Annotated in this window: 14 protein-coding genes; 5 read left to right on the top strand and 9 right to left on the bottom strand. The window is 69.2% G+C overall.

All coding sequences use genetic code 11. The features are described 5' to 3' along the window. Nucleotides 1-14 precede the first annotated feature (14 nt). The gene (locus LTV02_RS11145) at nucleotides 15-1,007 is read left to right on the top strand and encodes a phospholipid scramblase-related protein (protein ID WP_233039922.1); all 993 of its coding nucleotides are present in this window, start codon (nucleotides 15-17) and stop codon (nucleotides 1,005-1,007) included. 79 nt (nucleotides 1,008-1,086) lie between these two features. Next, nucleotides 1,087-1,341 (top strand): hypothetical protein, encoded by a 255-nt coding sequence (locus LTV02_RS11140; protein ID WP_233039921.1) that lies wholly within the window; start codon nucleotides 1,087-1,089, stop codon nucleotides 1,339-1,341. A 13-nt stretch (nucleotides 1,342-1,354) separates the two neighbouring features. Here LTV02_RS11140 and LTV02_RS11135 read toward each other — a convergent pair whose 3' ends face one another. Continuing rightward, nucleotides 1,355-2,179: an SAM-dependent methyltransferase gene (locus LTV02_RS11135; protein WP_233039920.1), complete on the bottom strand. Its 825-nt coding sequence runs from the start codon at nucleotides 2,177-2,179 to the stop codon at nucleotides 1,355-1,357. A gap of 162 nt (nucleotides 2,180-2,341) precedes the next feature. Between LTV02_RS11135 and LTV02_RS11130 the strand changes: the two genes are divergently transcribed. Continuing rightward, nucleotides 2,342-3,862, top strand: coding sequence for an FAD-dependent monooxygenase (locus LTV02_RS11130; protein WP_233039919.1), 1,521 nt, complete (start codon nucleotides 2,342-2,344; stop codon nucleotides 3,860-3,862). A 53-nt stretch (nucleotides 3,863-3,915) separates the two neighbouring features. Here the strand turns inward: LTV02_RS11130 and LTV02_RS11125 are convergent, their stop codons facing one another. Beyond that, nucleotides 3,916-4,287, bottom strand: coding sequence for a winged helix-turn-helix transcriptional regulator (locus LTV02_RS11125; RefSeq protein WP_067709041.1), 372 nt, complete (start codon nucleotides 4,285-4,287; stop codon nucleotides 3,916-3,918). A 188-nt stretch (nucleotides 4,288-4,475) separates the two neighbouring features. On the opposite strand from LTV02_RS11125, the gene LTV02_RS11120 reads away from it, so the two are divergent. After that, the gene (locus LTV02_RS11120) at nucleotides 4,476-5,378 is read left to right on the top strand and encodes an NAD(P)-dependent oxidoreductase (protein WP_233039918.1); all 903 of its coding nucleotides are present in this window, start codon (nucleotides 4,476-4,478) and stop codon (nucleotides 5,376-5,378) included. A gap of 58 nt (nucleotides 5,379-5,436) precedes the next feature. On the opposite strand, the gene LTV02_RS11115 is transcribed toward LTV02_RS11120, so the two are convergent. From LTV02_RS11115 to LTV02_RS11090, 6 genes are all read right to left on the bottom strand, one after another. Further along, nucleotides 5,437-6,660, bottom strand: coding sequence for a hypothetical protein (locus LTV02_RS11115; RefSeq protein ID WP_233039917.1), 1,224 nt, complete (start codon nucleotides 6,658-6,660; stop codon nucleotides 5,437-5,439). Nucleotides 6,661-6,663: 3 nt separating this feature from the next. Further along, on the bottom strand, nucleotides 6,664-6,885 hold the full coding sequence (locus LTV02_RS11110; protein WP_067709035.1) for a hypothetical protein: 222 nt from the start codon (nucleotides 6,883-6,885) through the stop codon (nucleotides 6,664-6,666). Between the two features lie 110 nt (nucleotides 6,886-6,995). Next, a complete protein-coding gene (locus LTV02_RS11105; protein WP_233039916.1) occupies nucleotides 6,996-9,554 on the bottom strand; it encodes a GMC family oxidoreductase N-terminal domain-containing protein in 2,559 nt (852 codons plus the stop codon). Nucleotides 9,555-9,570: 16 nt separating this feature from the next. Beyond that, nucleotides 9,571-10,584, bottom strand: coding sequence for a hypothetical protein (locus LTV02_RS11100; RefSeq protein ID WP_233039915.1), 1,014 nt, complete (start codon nucleotides 10,582-10,584; stop codon nucleotides 9,571-9,573). Between the two features lie 357 nt (nucleotides 10,585-10,941). Beyond that, nucleotides 10,942-12,432 (bottom strand): aldehyde dehydrogenase family protein, encoded by a 1,491-nt coding sequence (locus tag LTV02_RS11095; protein WP_233039914.1) that lies wholly within the window; start codon nucleotides 12,430-12,432, stop codon nucleotides 10,942-10,944. 407 nt (nucleotides 12,433-12,839) lie between these two features. After that, the gene (locus tag LTV02_RS11090; RefSeq protein WP_233039913.1) at nucleotides 12,840-13,565 is read right to left on the bottom strand and encodes a FadR/GntR family transcriptional regulator; all 726 of its coding nucleotides are present in this window, start codon (nucleotides 13,563-13,565) and stop codon (nucleotides 12,840-12,842) included. 141 nt (nucleotides 13,566-13,706) lie between these two features. Between LTV02_RS11090 and LTV02_RS11085 the strand changes: the two genes are divergently transcribed. Further along, nucleotides 13,707-14,837: a glycosyltransferase gene (locus LTV02_RS11085; RefSeq protein WP_233039912.1), complete on the top strand. Its 1,131-nt coding sequence runs from the start codon at nucleotides 13,707-13,709 to the stop codon at nucleotides 14,835-14,837. A gap of 247 nt (nucleotides 14,838-15,084) precedes the next feature. On the opposite strand, the gene LTV02_RS11080 is transcribed toward LTV02_RS11085, so the two are convergent. Then, on the bottom strand, nucleotides 15,085-16,200 hold the full coding sequence (locus LTV02_RS11080; protein WP_233039911.1) for a ubiquinone biosynthesis protein COQ4: 1,116 nt from the start codon (nucleotides 16,198-16,200) through the stop codon (nucleotides 15,085-15,087). Nucleotides 16,201-16,240: the final 40 nt, after the last annotated feature.

The following is a 16,240-nucleotide window of genomic DNA, read 5'->3' as shown; positions in this document are numbered from 1 at the left end:
GTTAGGATGCCGCCATGAGTCATCCCCCGGGCTGGTATCCCGAAGGTCAAGGTTCCACCGTCCTGCGGTGGTGGGACGGCACGCAGTGGACCAATCACACTCAGCCGCAACAGCAACCGGCCCAGCCCCCGCAGCAGCCCGCGCAGCAAACCCAGCATCCGCACGCTCAGCAACAGCATCAGGGACAGCAGCAGTACGCACAGCAACCACAGCAGCAGTACGCCCACCAAGGCGGGCAGTACGCGCAACAGGGCCAGCAGTACGCGCCGCAGGGCCAGCCGGAGTACGGGCAGCATCGCAGTGACGCCACCCCGTGGGAACTCGAGATCGGATCGGCGAACAATCCCGCCGATATCCAGCGCCAGGTGCAGCAGCAGGTGGGCATCGCGCCCACCCAGGGCGGCGGCGGCACGCTGTTCAGCGAGCCGGTGCTGGTGGTGAACCAGAAGGTCAAGCTCATCGAGATGGCCAACGAGTACGGCGTTTTCGACCAGCACGGCCGTCAGCTCGGCGCGGTGGTCGAGGTCGGGCAGTCGGCGCTGAAGAAGGCTGTGCGCTTCCTGTCCAGCTACGACCAGTTCATGACCCACAAGCTCGAGATCCGCGACGCGCACGGGCAGACCCAGTTGCGGGTGACCCGCCCGGCGAAGGTCTTCAAGTCGAAGTTCCTGCTGGAGGCCGGCAACGGCCAGCCGATCGGGGAGATCATCCAGGAGAACATGATCGGCAAGATCAACTTCGCCTTCCTGGTGAACGGCCAGCAGATCGGCGGCATCAAGGCCGAGAACTGGCGGGCCTGGAACTTCATGATCCACGACCACACCGGTCAGGAGATCGCCCGCATCACCAAGACGTGGGAGGGCCTGATGAAGACCATGTTCACCACCGCTGACAACTATGTGGTGCAGATCCACCGCCAGCTGCCGCAGCCGCTGCTGAGCATGGTGGTGGCCTCGGGCCTGGCCATCGACACTGCGCTGAAACAGGATTCACGCGGCTGGGGCTGAGCCCCGGCGAGAAGTCTTGCGGCGGTGGAAGACCGGCATGCCGCCGAACTTCCACCGCGCGTGCGCCACAATGTCCATTGTGGGAGATGTGACGCCGAGCGGTCCGTACGGGCCGATTCAGCCGTCGGACGCGACCGACGGCTGGAAACTCGAAGGCGACGAGACGGGTTGGTGGCTGTCGAAGGAGTTCGGCGACACCCGCGCCCACATCAAGGCCACCAGCGCGACCACCTGCGCGTGGCGGGCCGGCTGGCGGGAAGCGTCGGCGCGCAGCGTCGAGGACGCCAAGGAAGCGGCCGATCGCTGGATGGAGAAGCACTGGCCGCCGCAGTGACGGCCGGGCGCGGTTAGGGTTTGCGGGCGAGCACGCAGGCGATCAGGTGCTCCCACACGGTCAGTTCCCGTTCGGCGACCCCGATGGTGTCCACGCCCGTGGCGGCCGGCGCGGGACGCCAGCGCGAGCAGTAGGTCAGGCCCGGCGGCAGAATCTCGAGATCGTCGCCGAAGAGCGCCAGGATCTCCGCGTCGCTGCGCCAGCGGCCGCGCCCGAAGGTCTCCTGGAGTTTCTCCTCGGCGGCGCTGGTCTCCTCGTTGTGGCCGGTGCGGAAGTGCGAGATGTAGAACTCGCTGCCCGCGGGCACCCGGTCCACCCACCAGCGCACCAGCTCGCGCGGGTCCTCGGAGTCGTTGAGGTGGTGCAGGATCGCACTGAAGATGACACCGACCGGTTTGTCGAAATCGATCAGCCGTCGCACGTCGGCATGCTGTGCGATCGCCTCCGGCTCGCGCAGATCGGCCTGGATCACCGTGGTGCGGTCATCGGTCTGCAACAGCGCCCGCCCGTGCGCCAGCACGATCGGATCATTGTCGACATAGACCACTTTCGCACCGGGCCGATGCCGCTGCGCCACCTGATGCACATTGTCGACGGTCGGCAGCCCGCTGCCGATATCGATGAACTGATCGATCCCGTCCGCGGCGATGGCCGCCACCGCCCGCGTCAGCGCCTGCCGGTTGGCGTGCGCGATCGCCACCGAACCGGGCAGATCGTTGATGAAGAAATCGCCCACCCGGCGGTCGGCCTCGTAATTGTCGTGACCGCCCAGCAGATAGTCGTACACCCGAGCGATGCTCGGAATCGAAACGTCCACCGCCACTGTCTCGCCGGTCATCCGACTCTCCCCTTCCGTCCCGCTGTCGACGAGGCCATGGTAGAAGATCCGGCCCGGTCGAGGGCGGCTTCTCCGGCACGCGGCGGTCGGTCCGGGGCGGGCGCAAGCGGCGCGCAAGACGGTGCAAGCGCCGGGCAATCGCGCACCGGCACAGTCGTTCCCATGAACGAGACACACGAAGTGGTGGTAGTGGGAGCCGGACCGGTGGGGCTCATGCTGGCCTGTGAGCTGCGGCTGGCGGGGGTCGACGTGCTGGTGCTGGAACGGCTCACCGAGATGGACCCGACCGTGAAAGCAGGCGCGATCAATGTGCCCACCGCGCGGGCGCTGGCCCGGCGCGGCCTGCTGCCCGCCCTGCGCGAACGGCACGAGGCCATGATCGAACGGTTCGCGGGATTCCGCGACAGCAGCGGCCGGACGCCGGTGCTGGACGGAAAGCGGATCGTCGGCGGGCATTTCGCGGGCCTGCAATTCTTCGGCGACGTCATCGACCTCGACGATCCCGCCTTCGCCGACCAGGGCCCGGCCGTCGAGGCCTGGTTCGTGGCCCAGCAGCACATCGAGGCGATACTGGGCGAGCGCGCCGCCGAACTCGGGGTGCCGGTGCGGCGCGGGGCCACCGTCACCGGGATCGAGGAGGACGCGGCCGGGGTGATCGTGGACTGCGGCGACTACCGGATTCGCACCGAATGGCTGGTCGGCTGCGACGGCGGGCGCAGCACCGTGCGCAAGCTCGCCGGATTCGACTTCCCCGGCCTGGAAGCCGAGATCACCGGACGGCAGGCCGTGGTGGAGATGACCGGCGCGGAGCATGTGCCCCAGGGCTGGCACAGCGGGCCCGGCGGCATCTACGTCAACGGGCCGATGCCCGGGCGGTTCCTTACCGTCGAACTCGACGGCCCGCCCGCCGACCGCGACGCGCCCATCACGATCGCCGAACTCGAAGGCAGCTACGAACGAGTCACCGGCACGAAAGTGACCATCTCCAAGGTGCTTTCGGCCACCCGGTTCACCGACAACACCCGTCAGGCCGCCACCTACCGCCAGGGCCGCGTCCTGCTCGCCGGCGATGCCGCCCACGTGCACTCCCCGTTCGGCGGCCAGGGGCTCAATCTCGGCATCGGCGACGCGGTCAACCTGGGCTGGAAACTGGCTGCCGCCGTGCGCGGCTGGGCGCCCGCGGATCTGCTCGACACCTATACCGCCGAACGCCATCCCATCGGCGCCTGGGTGCTGGATTGGACCCGCGCGCAGGTCGCCCTCATGCGCACCGATCCCCGCTCCCGCGCCCTGCGCGAAGTGATGGCCGAACTACTGCGCACCACCGACGGCGCGACCACCGTCTTCAAGAAGATCTCCGGCGTGCTGCACCGCTACGACCTCGGCGACGACAACCCCTTGATCGGCAAGCTCTACCCCGACCTCGAGCTGGCCGACGGCACCTGGGTCGGCGAGCACTTCGCCGACGGCCGCGCCCTGCTGCTCGACCTCGGCGACTCCCCGGCCCTGGCCGCCGCCGTCGCCCCGTGGGCCGACCGCGTTCAGCTGCTCACCGCGAAAACCGTTGAACCACGCGAATTCCCGGCCCTGCTCATCCGCCCCGACGGTATCGTCGCCTGGACGGGCAACACCACCGACGGGCTCGCGACCGCCCTCACCCGCTGGTTCGGCGCACCCGCCTGAGCGTGGGCTTCACGCGGTTCGTTCGGTTCGGCGCACCCGCGTGAGCGTGGGCTTCACGCGGTTCGTTCGGGTGCCGCGGCGGCCGGTTCGAATGTCGTGGCACCCGAGGACGTTCCGGCGTCCGGCACATACACGCGTGCCGCGCCGATCCGCTCGGCGCGGCGACGGCCCCACACCCCCAGTGGCGCCAGCGCCGCGTTCAGTTCCGCGCCTTCGGGCGTGAGCGAGTACTCCACGCGCGGCGGGATCTCGGCGAAGATCTCGCGGTGCACGATGCCGTCCTCGGCGAGTTCGCGCAGCTGCTGGTTGAGCATCTTCTCCGAGACGCCGGGCAGGTTGCGGCGCAGTTCGCCGAAGCGGCGGGTGCCGTGCTCGTGCAGCTCCCACAGGATGAGCGATTTCCATTTGCCGCCCACCACATCCATCGCGGCGTCGATACCGCAGAAGTATGGCCCGTATCTCTTCTCGCCCACCGGCCGTCCTTGTCATCTGGAGACTCACCAAACGGTAAGTGCCTGTGCAAATAGTGCGTACTTGTGGCACAACACCACCCACGGCAACCTTGATTCCAGCGCGCGCCCAACAGCAACGGAGTCGAAGGAGATCTCGGGTAATGACGAACACTCAGCACACCACCGTGACCGTACTGGGCCTGGGCGATATGGGGCGCGCGCTGGTGCGGACCTTCCTCGCCGGCGGGGTATCGGCCACGGTCTGGAATCGCACGCCGGGGCGGGCGACGGAACTGGTGGCCGCCGGAGCGATCGAGGCGGAGTCGGTGGCCGCGGCGGTGCGGGGCGGCGACGTGCTCATCACGGTGCTGCTCGATCACGCCTCGGTGCACCAGACCCTGGACCCGATCGCGGGCGAACTGGCCGGCAAGCAGTGGATCAATCTGACCAGCACCGCGCCGGAGGAATCGCGGGAATTGGCGCGATGGGCGAGCGCGCACGGCATCGAATTCCTCGACGGCGGCATCATGGCGGTGCCGTCCATGATCGGCACGCCCGGATCGTCGATCCTCTACAGCGGTTCGGAGCAGGTCTTCCACGCGCGGCGGGAGGTGCTCGAACTGCTCGGCGCGGCCGAGTATTTCGGCGGCGACGCCGGTCTGGCGGCGCTGTGGGACTTCGCGCTGCTGTCGGCCATGTACGCCATGTTCGGCGGGTTCTTCCACGGGGCGGCCATGCTGCGCTCGGCCGGGGTGGGCGCGGCCGAGTTCGCGGCCCGGGCCACGCCGTGGGTGACCGCGATGGCGCAGGGCCTGCCGGCCTACGGCGCCACCATCGACTCCGGCGACTACACCGCCGAGGTACAGCACCTGGCGTTCCAGAAAGCCGCACTCGATGCCATCGTGCGCGCCGGACAGGACTCCGGCACGGCCACCGATCTGCTCGAACCGCTGTCCCGGCTGGTGGATCGCCAGGTCGAGGCCGGGCACGGGGCGGCCGCGTTCGCGCGGGTCTTCGAGGAATTGCGTGGCGTGCAGAATCTTTCGGCCACGCCGGTCCGGTAGTCACTGCCGCCGAGATTCTTCGGGCCCCGCCACCTCTCGATGGCGGGGCCCGACGGCGTCAGTGCGTCAACTGCAATGTGGCAGTCAATGCCGTCAACTGCTCGCTCAAACCCAGATCGGCGATCCGCTGCTCGAGCTCGTGGCGTTCCAATGCCGGGAGCGCCGACCACAGTTCACCGGCCCGCGACTGTGCGTCCGGTTCGGCCACCGCTAGCACCTTCAGCAGCGGCGGCCACAGATGCCCGCCCGCCACCACCGTCGGCAGCTGCGCCAGCGTGCCGGTGTCCAGATGCGACAGGCGTCCCCCGATGCGGCGCGCGGTCGCCGTTTCGGTGCGCTCGGCCAGTTCCAGCAGCCCCCGCCAGCGGGCGATATCGGTGCTGCCGTCGACCGCCACGGCCATCGCCTCGATGTAGTCGGCTTCTCCCACCACGGGATTGGCGGCCAGCAGATCCAGCGCCGAGGGGCTGAGCTGCCCGATGAACCGCAGCGCCTCGGGCATCGCCCCGGCGGTGACGAAGGTCCGGGTCAGATCCGCGATCTCCTCCGCCGAACCGACATCGAACAGGATGTCCCCGATCCCGGCGATCACATCGGCATCGCAGCGCGCGAAGACCGACAGCCCCGCCAGCCGCAGTTCCTCGGACCCGGTCAGGATGGTGCGCACCAGTTTCGGGATGCGCTGGCCGGGATCTTCGAGGAGATGCCGCACGATGATGCTGAGGTTTTCGGCCGAATAGGAGAACGACGCGGAGCGGATCAGCGCCTCGTCGTCGTGCACATCGGTTTCCACGGCCCGGATGAGTTCCGGTGTGGCATAGGCCAGGAACGGCCCGGCGGTGATGTAGTCACCGCGCCCCAGCAGCTCGTTGATGATCTTCATGACCGGTTTCACCGGCGCGATATCGGCCAGCTGCCCGACCGCGTGCGGATCCATGTACGGTGCGGCCGCCGCCGCGTACGCCGGATTCAGCATGGTGACCGCCTCGGCGGCCTTCTTGGGATGATCGACCCCGATCGCGCCCGCCGCGCGCCCAGCCATCACCGGCGGCACCATGCGCTGCACCAGCGGCATGGAAATGCTCAGCGGAACGATCGGCACCAGCATGCTCAGCCGCGAGAACGTCGCATTGTGCTGGGCGAAGATCTTTTTCGAGAGCGCTTCGTTGAGTTCGTACAGGTGGTCCGCGCCGAGCTTCTCGAGATGCTCGAGCCGGGCGACGGGTACGTGCAACGTCCGGGACAGCAGCTCCAGCTGGGCCCGGGTGACCAGATCGCTCATCGCCTATCCCAGCTTGTTCCCGAACATGATCTTCTTGGCCGCGGTGCTCAACGGCCAGGGCAGCGCGCCCACGGTCTTGTCCACCGCCTCCACCATGGCGGCGGCCTCGGTGCGCTGCGCCTGCTTGAAGATATCGAGCAGATCGGCCGTCTCGGCCTCGGTCAACAGGTCCAGGGCGGCCAGCGGACCACCCAGCTCCTGCTCCAATTCGGCTCTGGATCCCACTATGGCTCCCCGTTCCCCGGAGTAATCCGGATCACCCCTTGTGCTTCTCTAGGTGTACCAAGATCATTGACACTGCGCCAGCCCGAGGTTGTGGTGGGATCGATTGCCGGTCACCGCAATTCGGCGGCAATCGCATCGGCGGCGCGCAGGGCGAAGGCCATGATGGTGACCTGGGGATTGACGCCCAGCGAGGTGGGGACGACCGAACCGTCGGCGACATACAGGCCGCTCGTGCCGAACACGCGATGCTCGAAATCCACCACCGCGGTGCGGGCGTCGGCGCCCATGCGGGCGGTGCCGAGCGGGTGCGGGCCCATCATGCGCAATTGCCGCGGGTGCAGGGACATCCCGGCGAGCGCGCGCACCTGAGCGAGATCGCGGACGGCGGGCAGACCGGCGACGGGCAGGGCTACCGCGTCCGCGCCGCCGCGCAGGAACAGTTCGGCCAATCCCGCGCAGGCGTGCTGGAGTGCGGCTTGCACGCGCGGGGTGAGGCGGTACCGCACCAGCGGCGCACCGCCGGGGCCGTGGCCGACGCTGCCGGTGCCGGTGTCGCGGACCATCGCGCCGAACTGCTCGGTATAGGTCCAGCGGTTCATCCATTCGGCCAGTTCGGGGCCGTGGAACGGGAGCATGGCGGCCGCGAACTGCGGTGGGACGGTGACGCCTTCGAAGGTGACCAGGGGGTCGCCCATGCCGTCCACGTGATACCCCTGCGGGATACCGGTCCACGGATCGCCAGGGGTGGGCATGACGGCGATCGCGCCGAGCGAGGGGTGCACCGAGAGGTTGCGTCCGAGGTGGGGCAGGTTGATGCCGTTGCGGCGCAGCAACAATGGCGTCATGAGCGTGCCGGTCGCCACGACCACCGCCCGCGAGCGGATCTCCAGTGTGCGCGGTGCACCGTGCGCATCTTGCCCCTCGGCCAGCACGCCGATCGCGCGCTGCCCGTTCATCAGCACCCGGGTGACGCCCATTCCGGTGAACAACTGCGCCCCGCCTTTCAGCGCGCGTGGCACCCAGCTGACATTGGCGCTGCGCTTGGCATCGGTCGGACAGCCGTACACGCACTGACTCTGCCCGTCGCAGCCGACGGCATTGCGTGGCAACGGACCGTGCGCCGCGCCCATCGCATCCGCACCCGCTCCGATGATGTCGGCGACCCGCCCCAGATACCGGCGCTCGGCCGGGGCGATACCCAGCTCCGCCGACACCTCGTCGAGGTATCCGCCGAACGTCTCCGGCGCGAAATCCGACGGGAACCCCAGCCCGCGCCACTCTTCCAGGACCGCCTCCGGCGTCCGGAACGCCGTCCCGGAATTGATCGCCGTGGTACCGCCGACCACCCGCCCGGTACTGATCCCCAGCACCGTATTGCCCACCGCGAGGTTGTATCCCCCGTCCCGCCAATACTTCCGCGTCCGGTCCAGCAGTTCCCCCGCGAACTCCGTCCGCCTCGCGTACTCCCCTTCCTCCACGATCACCACGCCCAAACCCCGCTCGGTCAGCCGCGCCGCCACCGCCGCCCCGCCCGCACCCGAACCGACCACCACCACATCGCAGTCGACCAGTTCCCGCCGCGAAAGCTGCCGCGGTGTGGAGACATTGGCCATCCAGCCGGGTTGCACGGCGGCGGTGCCGTTGCCGTGCACAGCTGTCTCCGTGTGCCCGAAGGCGCGCGACACTCCCGGTCCGGGTTGCTTGCCGGGCGAGCCGGTTTCGCCTGGCATACCTGGGCCGGGTCGCATGCCGGGAACGCCGAGGGCGAGCGGTCCGGCTGAATCGATTCCGATCGTTTCGTCCTCGCCGGGGCCGGGCGTGAACGCGACGGCGCCCGCGTACCGGGGCGCGCCGATCGCATCGAGATAGCGGCGATCGCTGAAATGGGCGATGCGCAGCGGTGACTCGACGGCATCGAGGGCATGCCGCAGGGCCCGACTGCGGCGGAGGTCCGCGACGAGGGCGTGGCGCACCTCGGGAGACAGAGCGGCCCAGCCCTTTCCGTGCCGGGTGCGGGCGGCGGCCTCGAGCGAGCGCAGCGCCACGCGGATGCCCGAGCGCATGAGCGGTGGCATATCGGCGATCAGGGCGTCGGCGCGGTCGACGGTGCTCGCGTCGGCCGCATGAACCGCGCCGTCGGGTGCGAAGAGTGTTTCGGCGAGCGCGAGTACGGTCGCGCGTTGCCGGTCGGTGAACGCCGGGCCCGATTTCGCACCGTCGGGCAGGTCGGCGCGCAGCGACACCCACGGCTGGAACGAGCGCAGGAAGCTCGGATAGTCGTTGGCGAAGAACTGCATTCGCCCGTGCGCCATCTCGCGGCCCTCACACCACAGGGTGGTGTCGAGATTGGTGAGGCTGGCGTGCGTGCCGCGGCCCCAGCGCACATCCTTGCGGCCGGTCAATCGCCAGGCGCGGTCGTCGCCGTCGCGGAAGTCCAGTTCGTAGCTCATGAGCCGTCTGGTGACCGGTAGCGCGATCAACGTGCCGGTCACCGCCGCGCCGTCCACCCACGGTGCCGCGCGCAGGGTGCCGGTGATGCGGGCCCGGCCATTGGTGACGAAACCCAGAGCGCGACCGGATTCGCAGCGCAGATCCATGGCGACGTGATGCGGTCGCCCGTCCGCGTCGTACAACTCGCCGCTCATGGTTTCGAAGAAGGTCAAAGGCATAGCGGAGGAACTCCGTTCACACGATCGGCCGCACGGCGGGATGCGGTTGCGGGGTGAGGAACTCCAGCGCGCCCGCATGCTCGCTGCGCAGCTGGAAGGCATTGCCGTTGATCGGTTCGACGTGCACCGAGACGGCGGCGGTCTTGGAATTGAGGCAATAGCTGGTGGGGGCGGCGGGATTGCGGTAGGCCAGGCAGACCATGCGTGCGGGCGCGCCGTGCATGCGCAGGGTCGCGGTGCCGTCGCGGCCGCGCATACGCAAGGTCCAGTCGGGGAAGTCCAGGCGCGGCTGCTGGCGCCACAGGTCGAGGATGCGGTCGAAGCGGTATTCCTCGTCGCCGCGCCGGATCACCAGCATGGACAGCAGCGGTGTGACGCGGCCGCCCAGGCGGGTGCGCCCGGACGCACCTTCCAGTACCGCGAACGGTGCACCGCCATTGGTGTCGGTGAAAACGCAATGCCCCCAGGCGTATTCGGGACTGTGCGCGGTGCCCCAGTTGTGTCCCTGCATGCCGTGCCAGCCGTCCAGGTTCCAGCGTTCGCCCGCCCACTCCAGGTAGCCGCTGACCGCCGCGACGGGAAACGGGGTGACGAGCTTGTTGCTCGGGAACTTGGCGTCGAGCAACCGGTCGGTCGGCAACATGGACAGCGGTTCCCCGACGATCGGGGTCTTGGCGAACTCGAATCCCCACTCCACGCGCGCGGACGCGTCGGCCAGGGCTCCGCGCGAACTGCCGCCATCGGCATCGATCCGCAACCGCAAGGGACCGACCGTCAGATCCTGCCCGTTCTCGCCCGCGTCGAACACGGCGTCCGCCAGCGGGATATCGGCACACCACGCCTTGACCCGATCCCCGTCGAACACACTGCACCAGGCCTGAGCGATGGCGGTGCCGTCGCGGGAGGTGAGCACGGTCGCCTTGATCCAGAGCGCGCGCGGCGAATGCGGATCATTGGCGCGCACGAACCAGGATTCGACATGGTCACCGCCCGGGGTCAGGCGCGGATTGTTCTGTAGGAGAGCAGACATCGGATTACAGACCTCGGATTCGGAGGGCGGCGGGGGAACTGTCGCCGTGGCGTGAGTCGATCGGCGGGCGGACGTGCTCGGCTTCGGGAGCGATCAGTCGGTCTCGAACATTTCGCGCGCGCTGGTGTCGCGGCGGGCGAGGTGAGGCCGTGACCGGGCAGGTGCGTTGTGCGGCCAACGAGGGCGAGCGGCGGTGCGGTGGGGCAGACACCCGGAGCGAGCGGCGGTGCGGTGGGGCAGACACCGGAAGCAAGCAGCGGTGCGGTGGCCAGACACCGAGAGCGAGCGACGGTGCGGTGGCCAGACACCGAGAGCAAGCAGCGGTGCGGTGGGCGGCCGGCGGCAATCGATCGGCGCTCATAACTTCGGCTGCCGGCTGAGCATGGACAGCAAGCGGCGGCCAGCCCGCTGTGCGCCGCCCGCCAATCCGGCCGGGCCGGGCGCGGCCAAACCGGTGGCGAGGGCGCGGAACGCGTCCTCGAGTTCGGGGCCGTAGGGATACCACCAGGGGCGTTTCGGCCCGAAGACCGGACCGCGGGGTGCGTCGACCACCTGCACCCAGCAGGCGTCGAGCAGCGCGTCGACGCCGTGTGAGCGCCCGAAGCCGGATCGCCCGACCCCGCCCCAGGGCAGCTCGGGCGTCGAATACAGGGTCGCGGCAACATCATTGATCGCCACCGATCCGGCGAGCAGCCGCCCGGCCAAGGCGCGGGCGCGGTCCACATCGGCGGAGAACACGCTCGCGGTCAGCCCGTAGTCGGTGGCATTGTGCAGCTGCACGGCCTCCTCGTCACTGTCGAACGGGGCCACCGCGACCACGGGGCCGAACGTCTCCTCGGTCCACACCTCTGCCGCGGTCACTCCATCGCCACTGATCAAAGCGGGCGTGAGATGTCGACCCGGCAGCGGCTCCCCACCGCGCACGTCCAATCCCGCCGTGCGCGCCGCATCCACGTGCCGCTGCCAGATCCGTTGCTGCCGTTCGTCGATGGCCGGCGCGAGATCGTTCCTGACATCGATCCGCCGCACCTTGTCCTCGAGCCGCGCCAGGAACGCATCGTGCAGATCCCGGTGCACCAGCACCCGCTCGATCGAGCAACAAGCCTGTCCCCCATTGAAATTCGCACCCCACGCGATCGCCGACGTCGTGAACTCCAGATCCGCGTCCCCCAGCACGACGGCGGCGTCCACCCCGCCGAGCTCGAGTCCTACCGGTATCGGGAAACGCGCCGCCGCCTCCATCACCTTCCGCCCCGTCGCCACCGAACCGGTGAACAGCACCTTGTCCGGCCGCGCCGCAACAAGTTCCGCCCCCATCGCCCCGTCCCCGACCGCGAGCTGTAACACCCCCTCCGGCACCCCGGCCTCGGTGAGCACCTCCACCAGCACCGCACCCACCCGCGGCGTCAACTCGGAAGGCTTGAGCACCACCGCGTTCCCGCCCAGCAGCGCCGGCAACACCTGACTGAACGGAATCAAGAACGGCAGATTCCACGGCGCGATCGCCACCACCACCCCGTAAGGCCGATGCAGCCGAACCGTTCTCCGATGCGGCGCGGTCAGCGCCGTGATCCGCCCGGCCCCCAACGTCGCCACCGCCGCCCCCAGATGCTGCCGAGCCAACGCGATCCCCGGCACCACCTCGTGTGCCAGCGCCTCCGCCCGCGGCTTCCCGTTCTCCGCCACGATCACATCCGCGATCCGATCCGAATTCCCCGCCAGCACCCGCGGCAATCGCCCCAGCACCCGCACTCGCTCCTCGACCCCCAGCGCACCCCACCCCGCCTGCGCCGCTCGCGCCCGCTCGACCAGCACCGATCCGGATCGCACCTCTTGCAGCGCCGTCATGCCCAACCGCCTTGTCGAAACGTCCTCGTTGGCCAGGTGGCCAAGTGGTCAGACCAATATAGTCACAAACCGCCGACCCGCAACAGAGCACCGCCACACCGCCGGATAAACGACCCGCTCAGGACCCTCAGCGCCGTGGCCTTGGAGTGGCAGGTTCGGGCGACTGCCTGGAGTAGGCGTTCGGCTTCGCGGATGGTGCCGCGCCGCTGGTATTCGCGGGCGCGGGCCAGGAGGTGCGGACACTGGGTGATCGCGTCGACTGCTCACGTGCCGCGGCCGTTGTATGGCCGAGTCGGATACTCCTGGCGGAAGGCCTATCAGTCCTAGCCACGAGTCCCACCGGGGCAGGTCCTGTACGCGGCAGGTCCTGTAGCCGAAGCCGACCGCAGCGTTGCCCCCGTCACGCGTCAGCTCTCGACAGTGCCCATTCGCTGCGTGAAGGCCTCGAACTCCGCGGACGCCAGTCCCAGCAATTGCCCGGCCGAATCCCGCGCCGCCGCCCCATCCCCCGCGGTCACGGCCGCCGCCACCGTCCGATACGCCTCGATCCGGCTCACCTCCGGAGCCATCAACCCCGCCAGCGCCGCCACCGCCGGCTCGTACACCGCCCGCAGATCGTTGTAGAGCAACCGGAACACGATCGAATCCGCCCCGTCCACGAGCAGATCCCAGAACGCGACCGCCGCCAACTGCTGCCCCACCGGATCCTGTTGCCCCCCAAGCGCATCCAGCGCACCCTCCAGCGACTCACCCAACCCCGCCCCCGCCCGCTCCGCCGCCAGCCCCGCGACTTCACGCCCCAGCACCTGCCGAGTCTCCAGAATCGACCCGATCACCGCAGGATCGATCTCCCCCTTCCGCACCAGCAACCGCGGCAACACATCCATCCCCGCATGCCGCCGAAAATCCCGCACCGTCGTAGACCCACCCTGCCGCACCTCCACCAACCCCGAATGCGCCAACCGCTGCAACGCCTCCCGCACGGTAGGCCGCGACACCCCCAGCGCCTCCGCCAACTGCCGCTCCGCCGGCAACGCCACCCCCGGCGCCAACTCCCCCTCGAGCACCTCCCCCATCAACTGCTCGAACACCGTATCCGGCACCGTCCGCCGATCGATCCGCTTGAACGCCATGCCCCGAAACTACCGCGCGAACAGGTCAAGCGGCCAGACCAGTGCCCGCGAGCCGGGTTCCCGGGTTCTTCGTTCGGTGTTCACGTCGTGTTGGGGTGACGGGACCCGTCGGTAACCTGCTGTGCTGCAACGATCGGCGGCGTGCGCATAGTTCAGTTGGCGAACTTCTATGGTCCGCGCTCCGGGGGGTTGCGCACCGCACTGCATCATCTCGGGGACGGGTATGCGGCGGCGGGGCATGAAGTGGTGTTGATCGTGCCGGGGGCGCGGCGGAGTGAGGAGGTGCTGGCGTCGGGGGCGGTCAGGATTACGGTGCCGGCGCCGGCTATTCCGTGGACCGGGGGGTATCGGGCGGCGCATCCGCGGCGGGTGGCCGATATTTTGGCGGGGTTGCGGCCGGATGCGCTCGAGGTGTCGGATCGGTTGACGTTGCGGGGGTTCGGGCGGTGGGCGCGGCGGCGGGACGTGGCCAGTGTGATGATTTCGCATGAGCGGCTGGATCGGCTGTTGGGGCAGGTGCTGCCGGGGCCGGCGGCGCGGCGGGCGGCGGATGTGGCGAATCGGCGGACGGCGCAGAACTACGACATCGTGGTGTGCACAACGCAATTCGCTCGGGAGGAGTTCGAGCGGATCGACGTGCCCAATGTGGAGCTGGTGCCGTTGGGGGTGGATCTGGACATGTTCAGTCCGCTGCGGCACGATCGCGCGTTGCGGGATGATCTGGCGGCGGCCGAGTTTCCGCTGCTGGTGCATTGCGGGCGATTGTCGGTGGAGAAGCGGGTGGATCGCAGTATCGAAGCGGTGGGTGAGCTGCGGCGTTCCGGGGTGGGAGCGCGGCTGGTGGTGGCGGGTGACGGGCCGCGGCGGGAAGCCCTGGAACGCAGGGCTCGCATGATTCCGCCGCTGGGCGACGGGCAGCCGGCGGTGCGTTTCACCGGATTCATCGACGACCGCACCCGATTGGCGACGCTGCTGGCCACCGCCGACATCTCGCTGGCACCAGGGCCGCACGAAACGTTCGGCCTGGCGGCCCTGGAAGCGCTCGCGGCGGGCACCCCGGTGGTCGCCAGCCGCTCCTCCGCACTCGCCGATATCGTCACCGCCGACTGCGGCGCGGTGGCCGCAGACGACCCCGGCGCGTTCGCCGAGGCGGTCACCGACGTGCTGGCCAAACCTCCGGTCCAGCGCCGCCGGGCCGCCCGGCACCGCGCCGAGCAGTTCACCTGGCCCGCTGCGGTATCGGGCATGCTGGAACTACTCGGCTCGGTCTGAGCACCGCCACTGTGGGATCGCGCGTGACCGGCACAGCTCGATCAGCGGCGTCCTCCCCGCCAGCGGTCACCAGCCGGGTCGTGTCGCACAGCCTCCTAAAGTGTCCGCCCTGTCAGCGGGGACCAGCCGGGTTATGGTCGCTCGGTCGCCTAAGGCGTCCGCCCCGCCAGCATCCACCAGTCCCCCGGGCCCAGATCGCGCGAGATGAGCGCGCGGGCCAAGCGTCCACCAGCTGGGTCGCGTTCGCTCAGTCGCGCGAGGTATCCGGTTGCCACGGAACATAGACGCGGCCTTCGGATTCCGCCGCGGTCCGGGCCGAGTTCAGCTGATACGGCGTGATGCCGCCTGCCTGCCACGGCCCGACCGAACCAGCCGACACCGCCACCGCATCCTTGGGAACCAGACCGATCTCGTTGCGCACCACCGTGATCGGCCGATCAGCGAGTGCGAACCAATCTAGGTCCAGGAAGTCGTGGCTGCCCTTGGTGAGCGCCCCGCGCCGCATCGCGTCACCCAGCCGGCACGCCATCCCGCCGGTGCTCAGATGCCCTTCGTTGGCTTCGAACAGCCCGGCCCCCGCCTTCAGATACCCGGTCTCGAACAGCGAGATCACCATCGCCAGCAGCGAGAACGCCCGCGGATCGTCATTGGCTCGCGCCATGAACGCGAACACCTCGATCTCGTTCTCCAGGGTGGTCCCGTACCCGGCCAGCACATGCACCCAATCGTGTTGCGCCAGCAGCGGCGGCGCCGACCCCGGCTTACCCGGCGTCACGAACCCGCGATCGCGATAGAAATCCGCGACCCCGCGCCCCAGCGTCCCGACCGGCAGCTCCCACAATTCGGCCCACCGCCCCGCCAGCGCCGGATCATCGACCACCGCGCTCCACGAACTGTCCAGCGCAGTGGTGTGCAGCGCGTCCAGCCGCTGCGCGTGCACCCCGCCCAGATACCCGTTGCGCGAGAAGTCCACCGCCGCGAGATCCACCGCGCCTTCGGCGTACTTCTGCGCCACCGCGATCATGTCGTCGTCGACTTCCAGCGCATCGGCGAACTCACGCAACCGATTCGCCACCGACTCCGGCAACGGCCGCACCACCAGCGCCGCCAGCAGCATGGTCTGCACGATCCGCTCCCGGAAGATCCGATTGCGCCGCGCCAGCCCGGCCGCGAACTCCCCCGCACCCACCGGCTCCAGCTCGGCCAACTCCACCGGATGCCCCGTCATCGACAGGAACATCGCCGGAATCAGCAACTCCTGCAAGGGCGTCAGCCCCTGCTCCCCGCGCGCCGCCGACACCACACCGCGCGCCAGTAACCGCACCTCCGCCGCATCCGGCGGGGTGAGCAGTACGTTCTCCATCAAAACCCTCCACGATCCGATCCGGACACCGCCATTCTCG

Source organism: Nocardia yamanashiensis (assembly GCF_021183565.1).
In the GTDB taxonomy this organism is placed as follows: Bacteria; Actinomycetota; Actinomycetes; order Mycobacteriales; family Mycobacteriaceae; genus Nocardia; species Nocardia yamanashiensis.
This window is presented reverse-complemented; position numbering and strand designations above follow the sequence as displayed.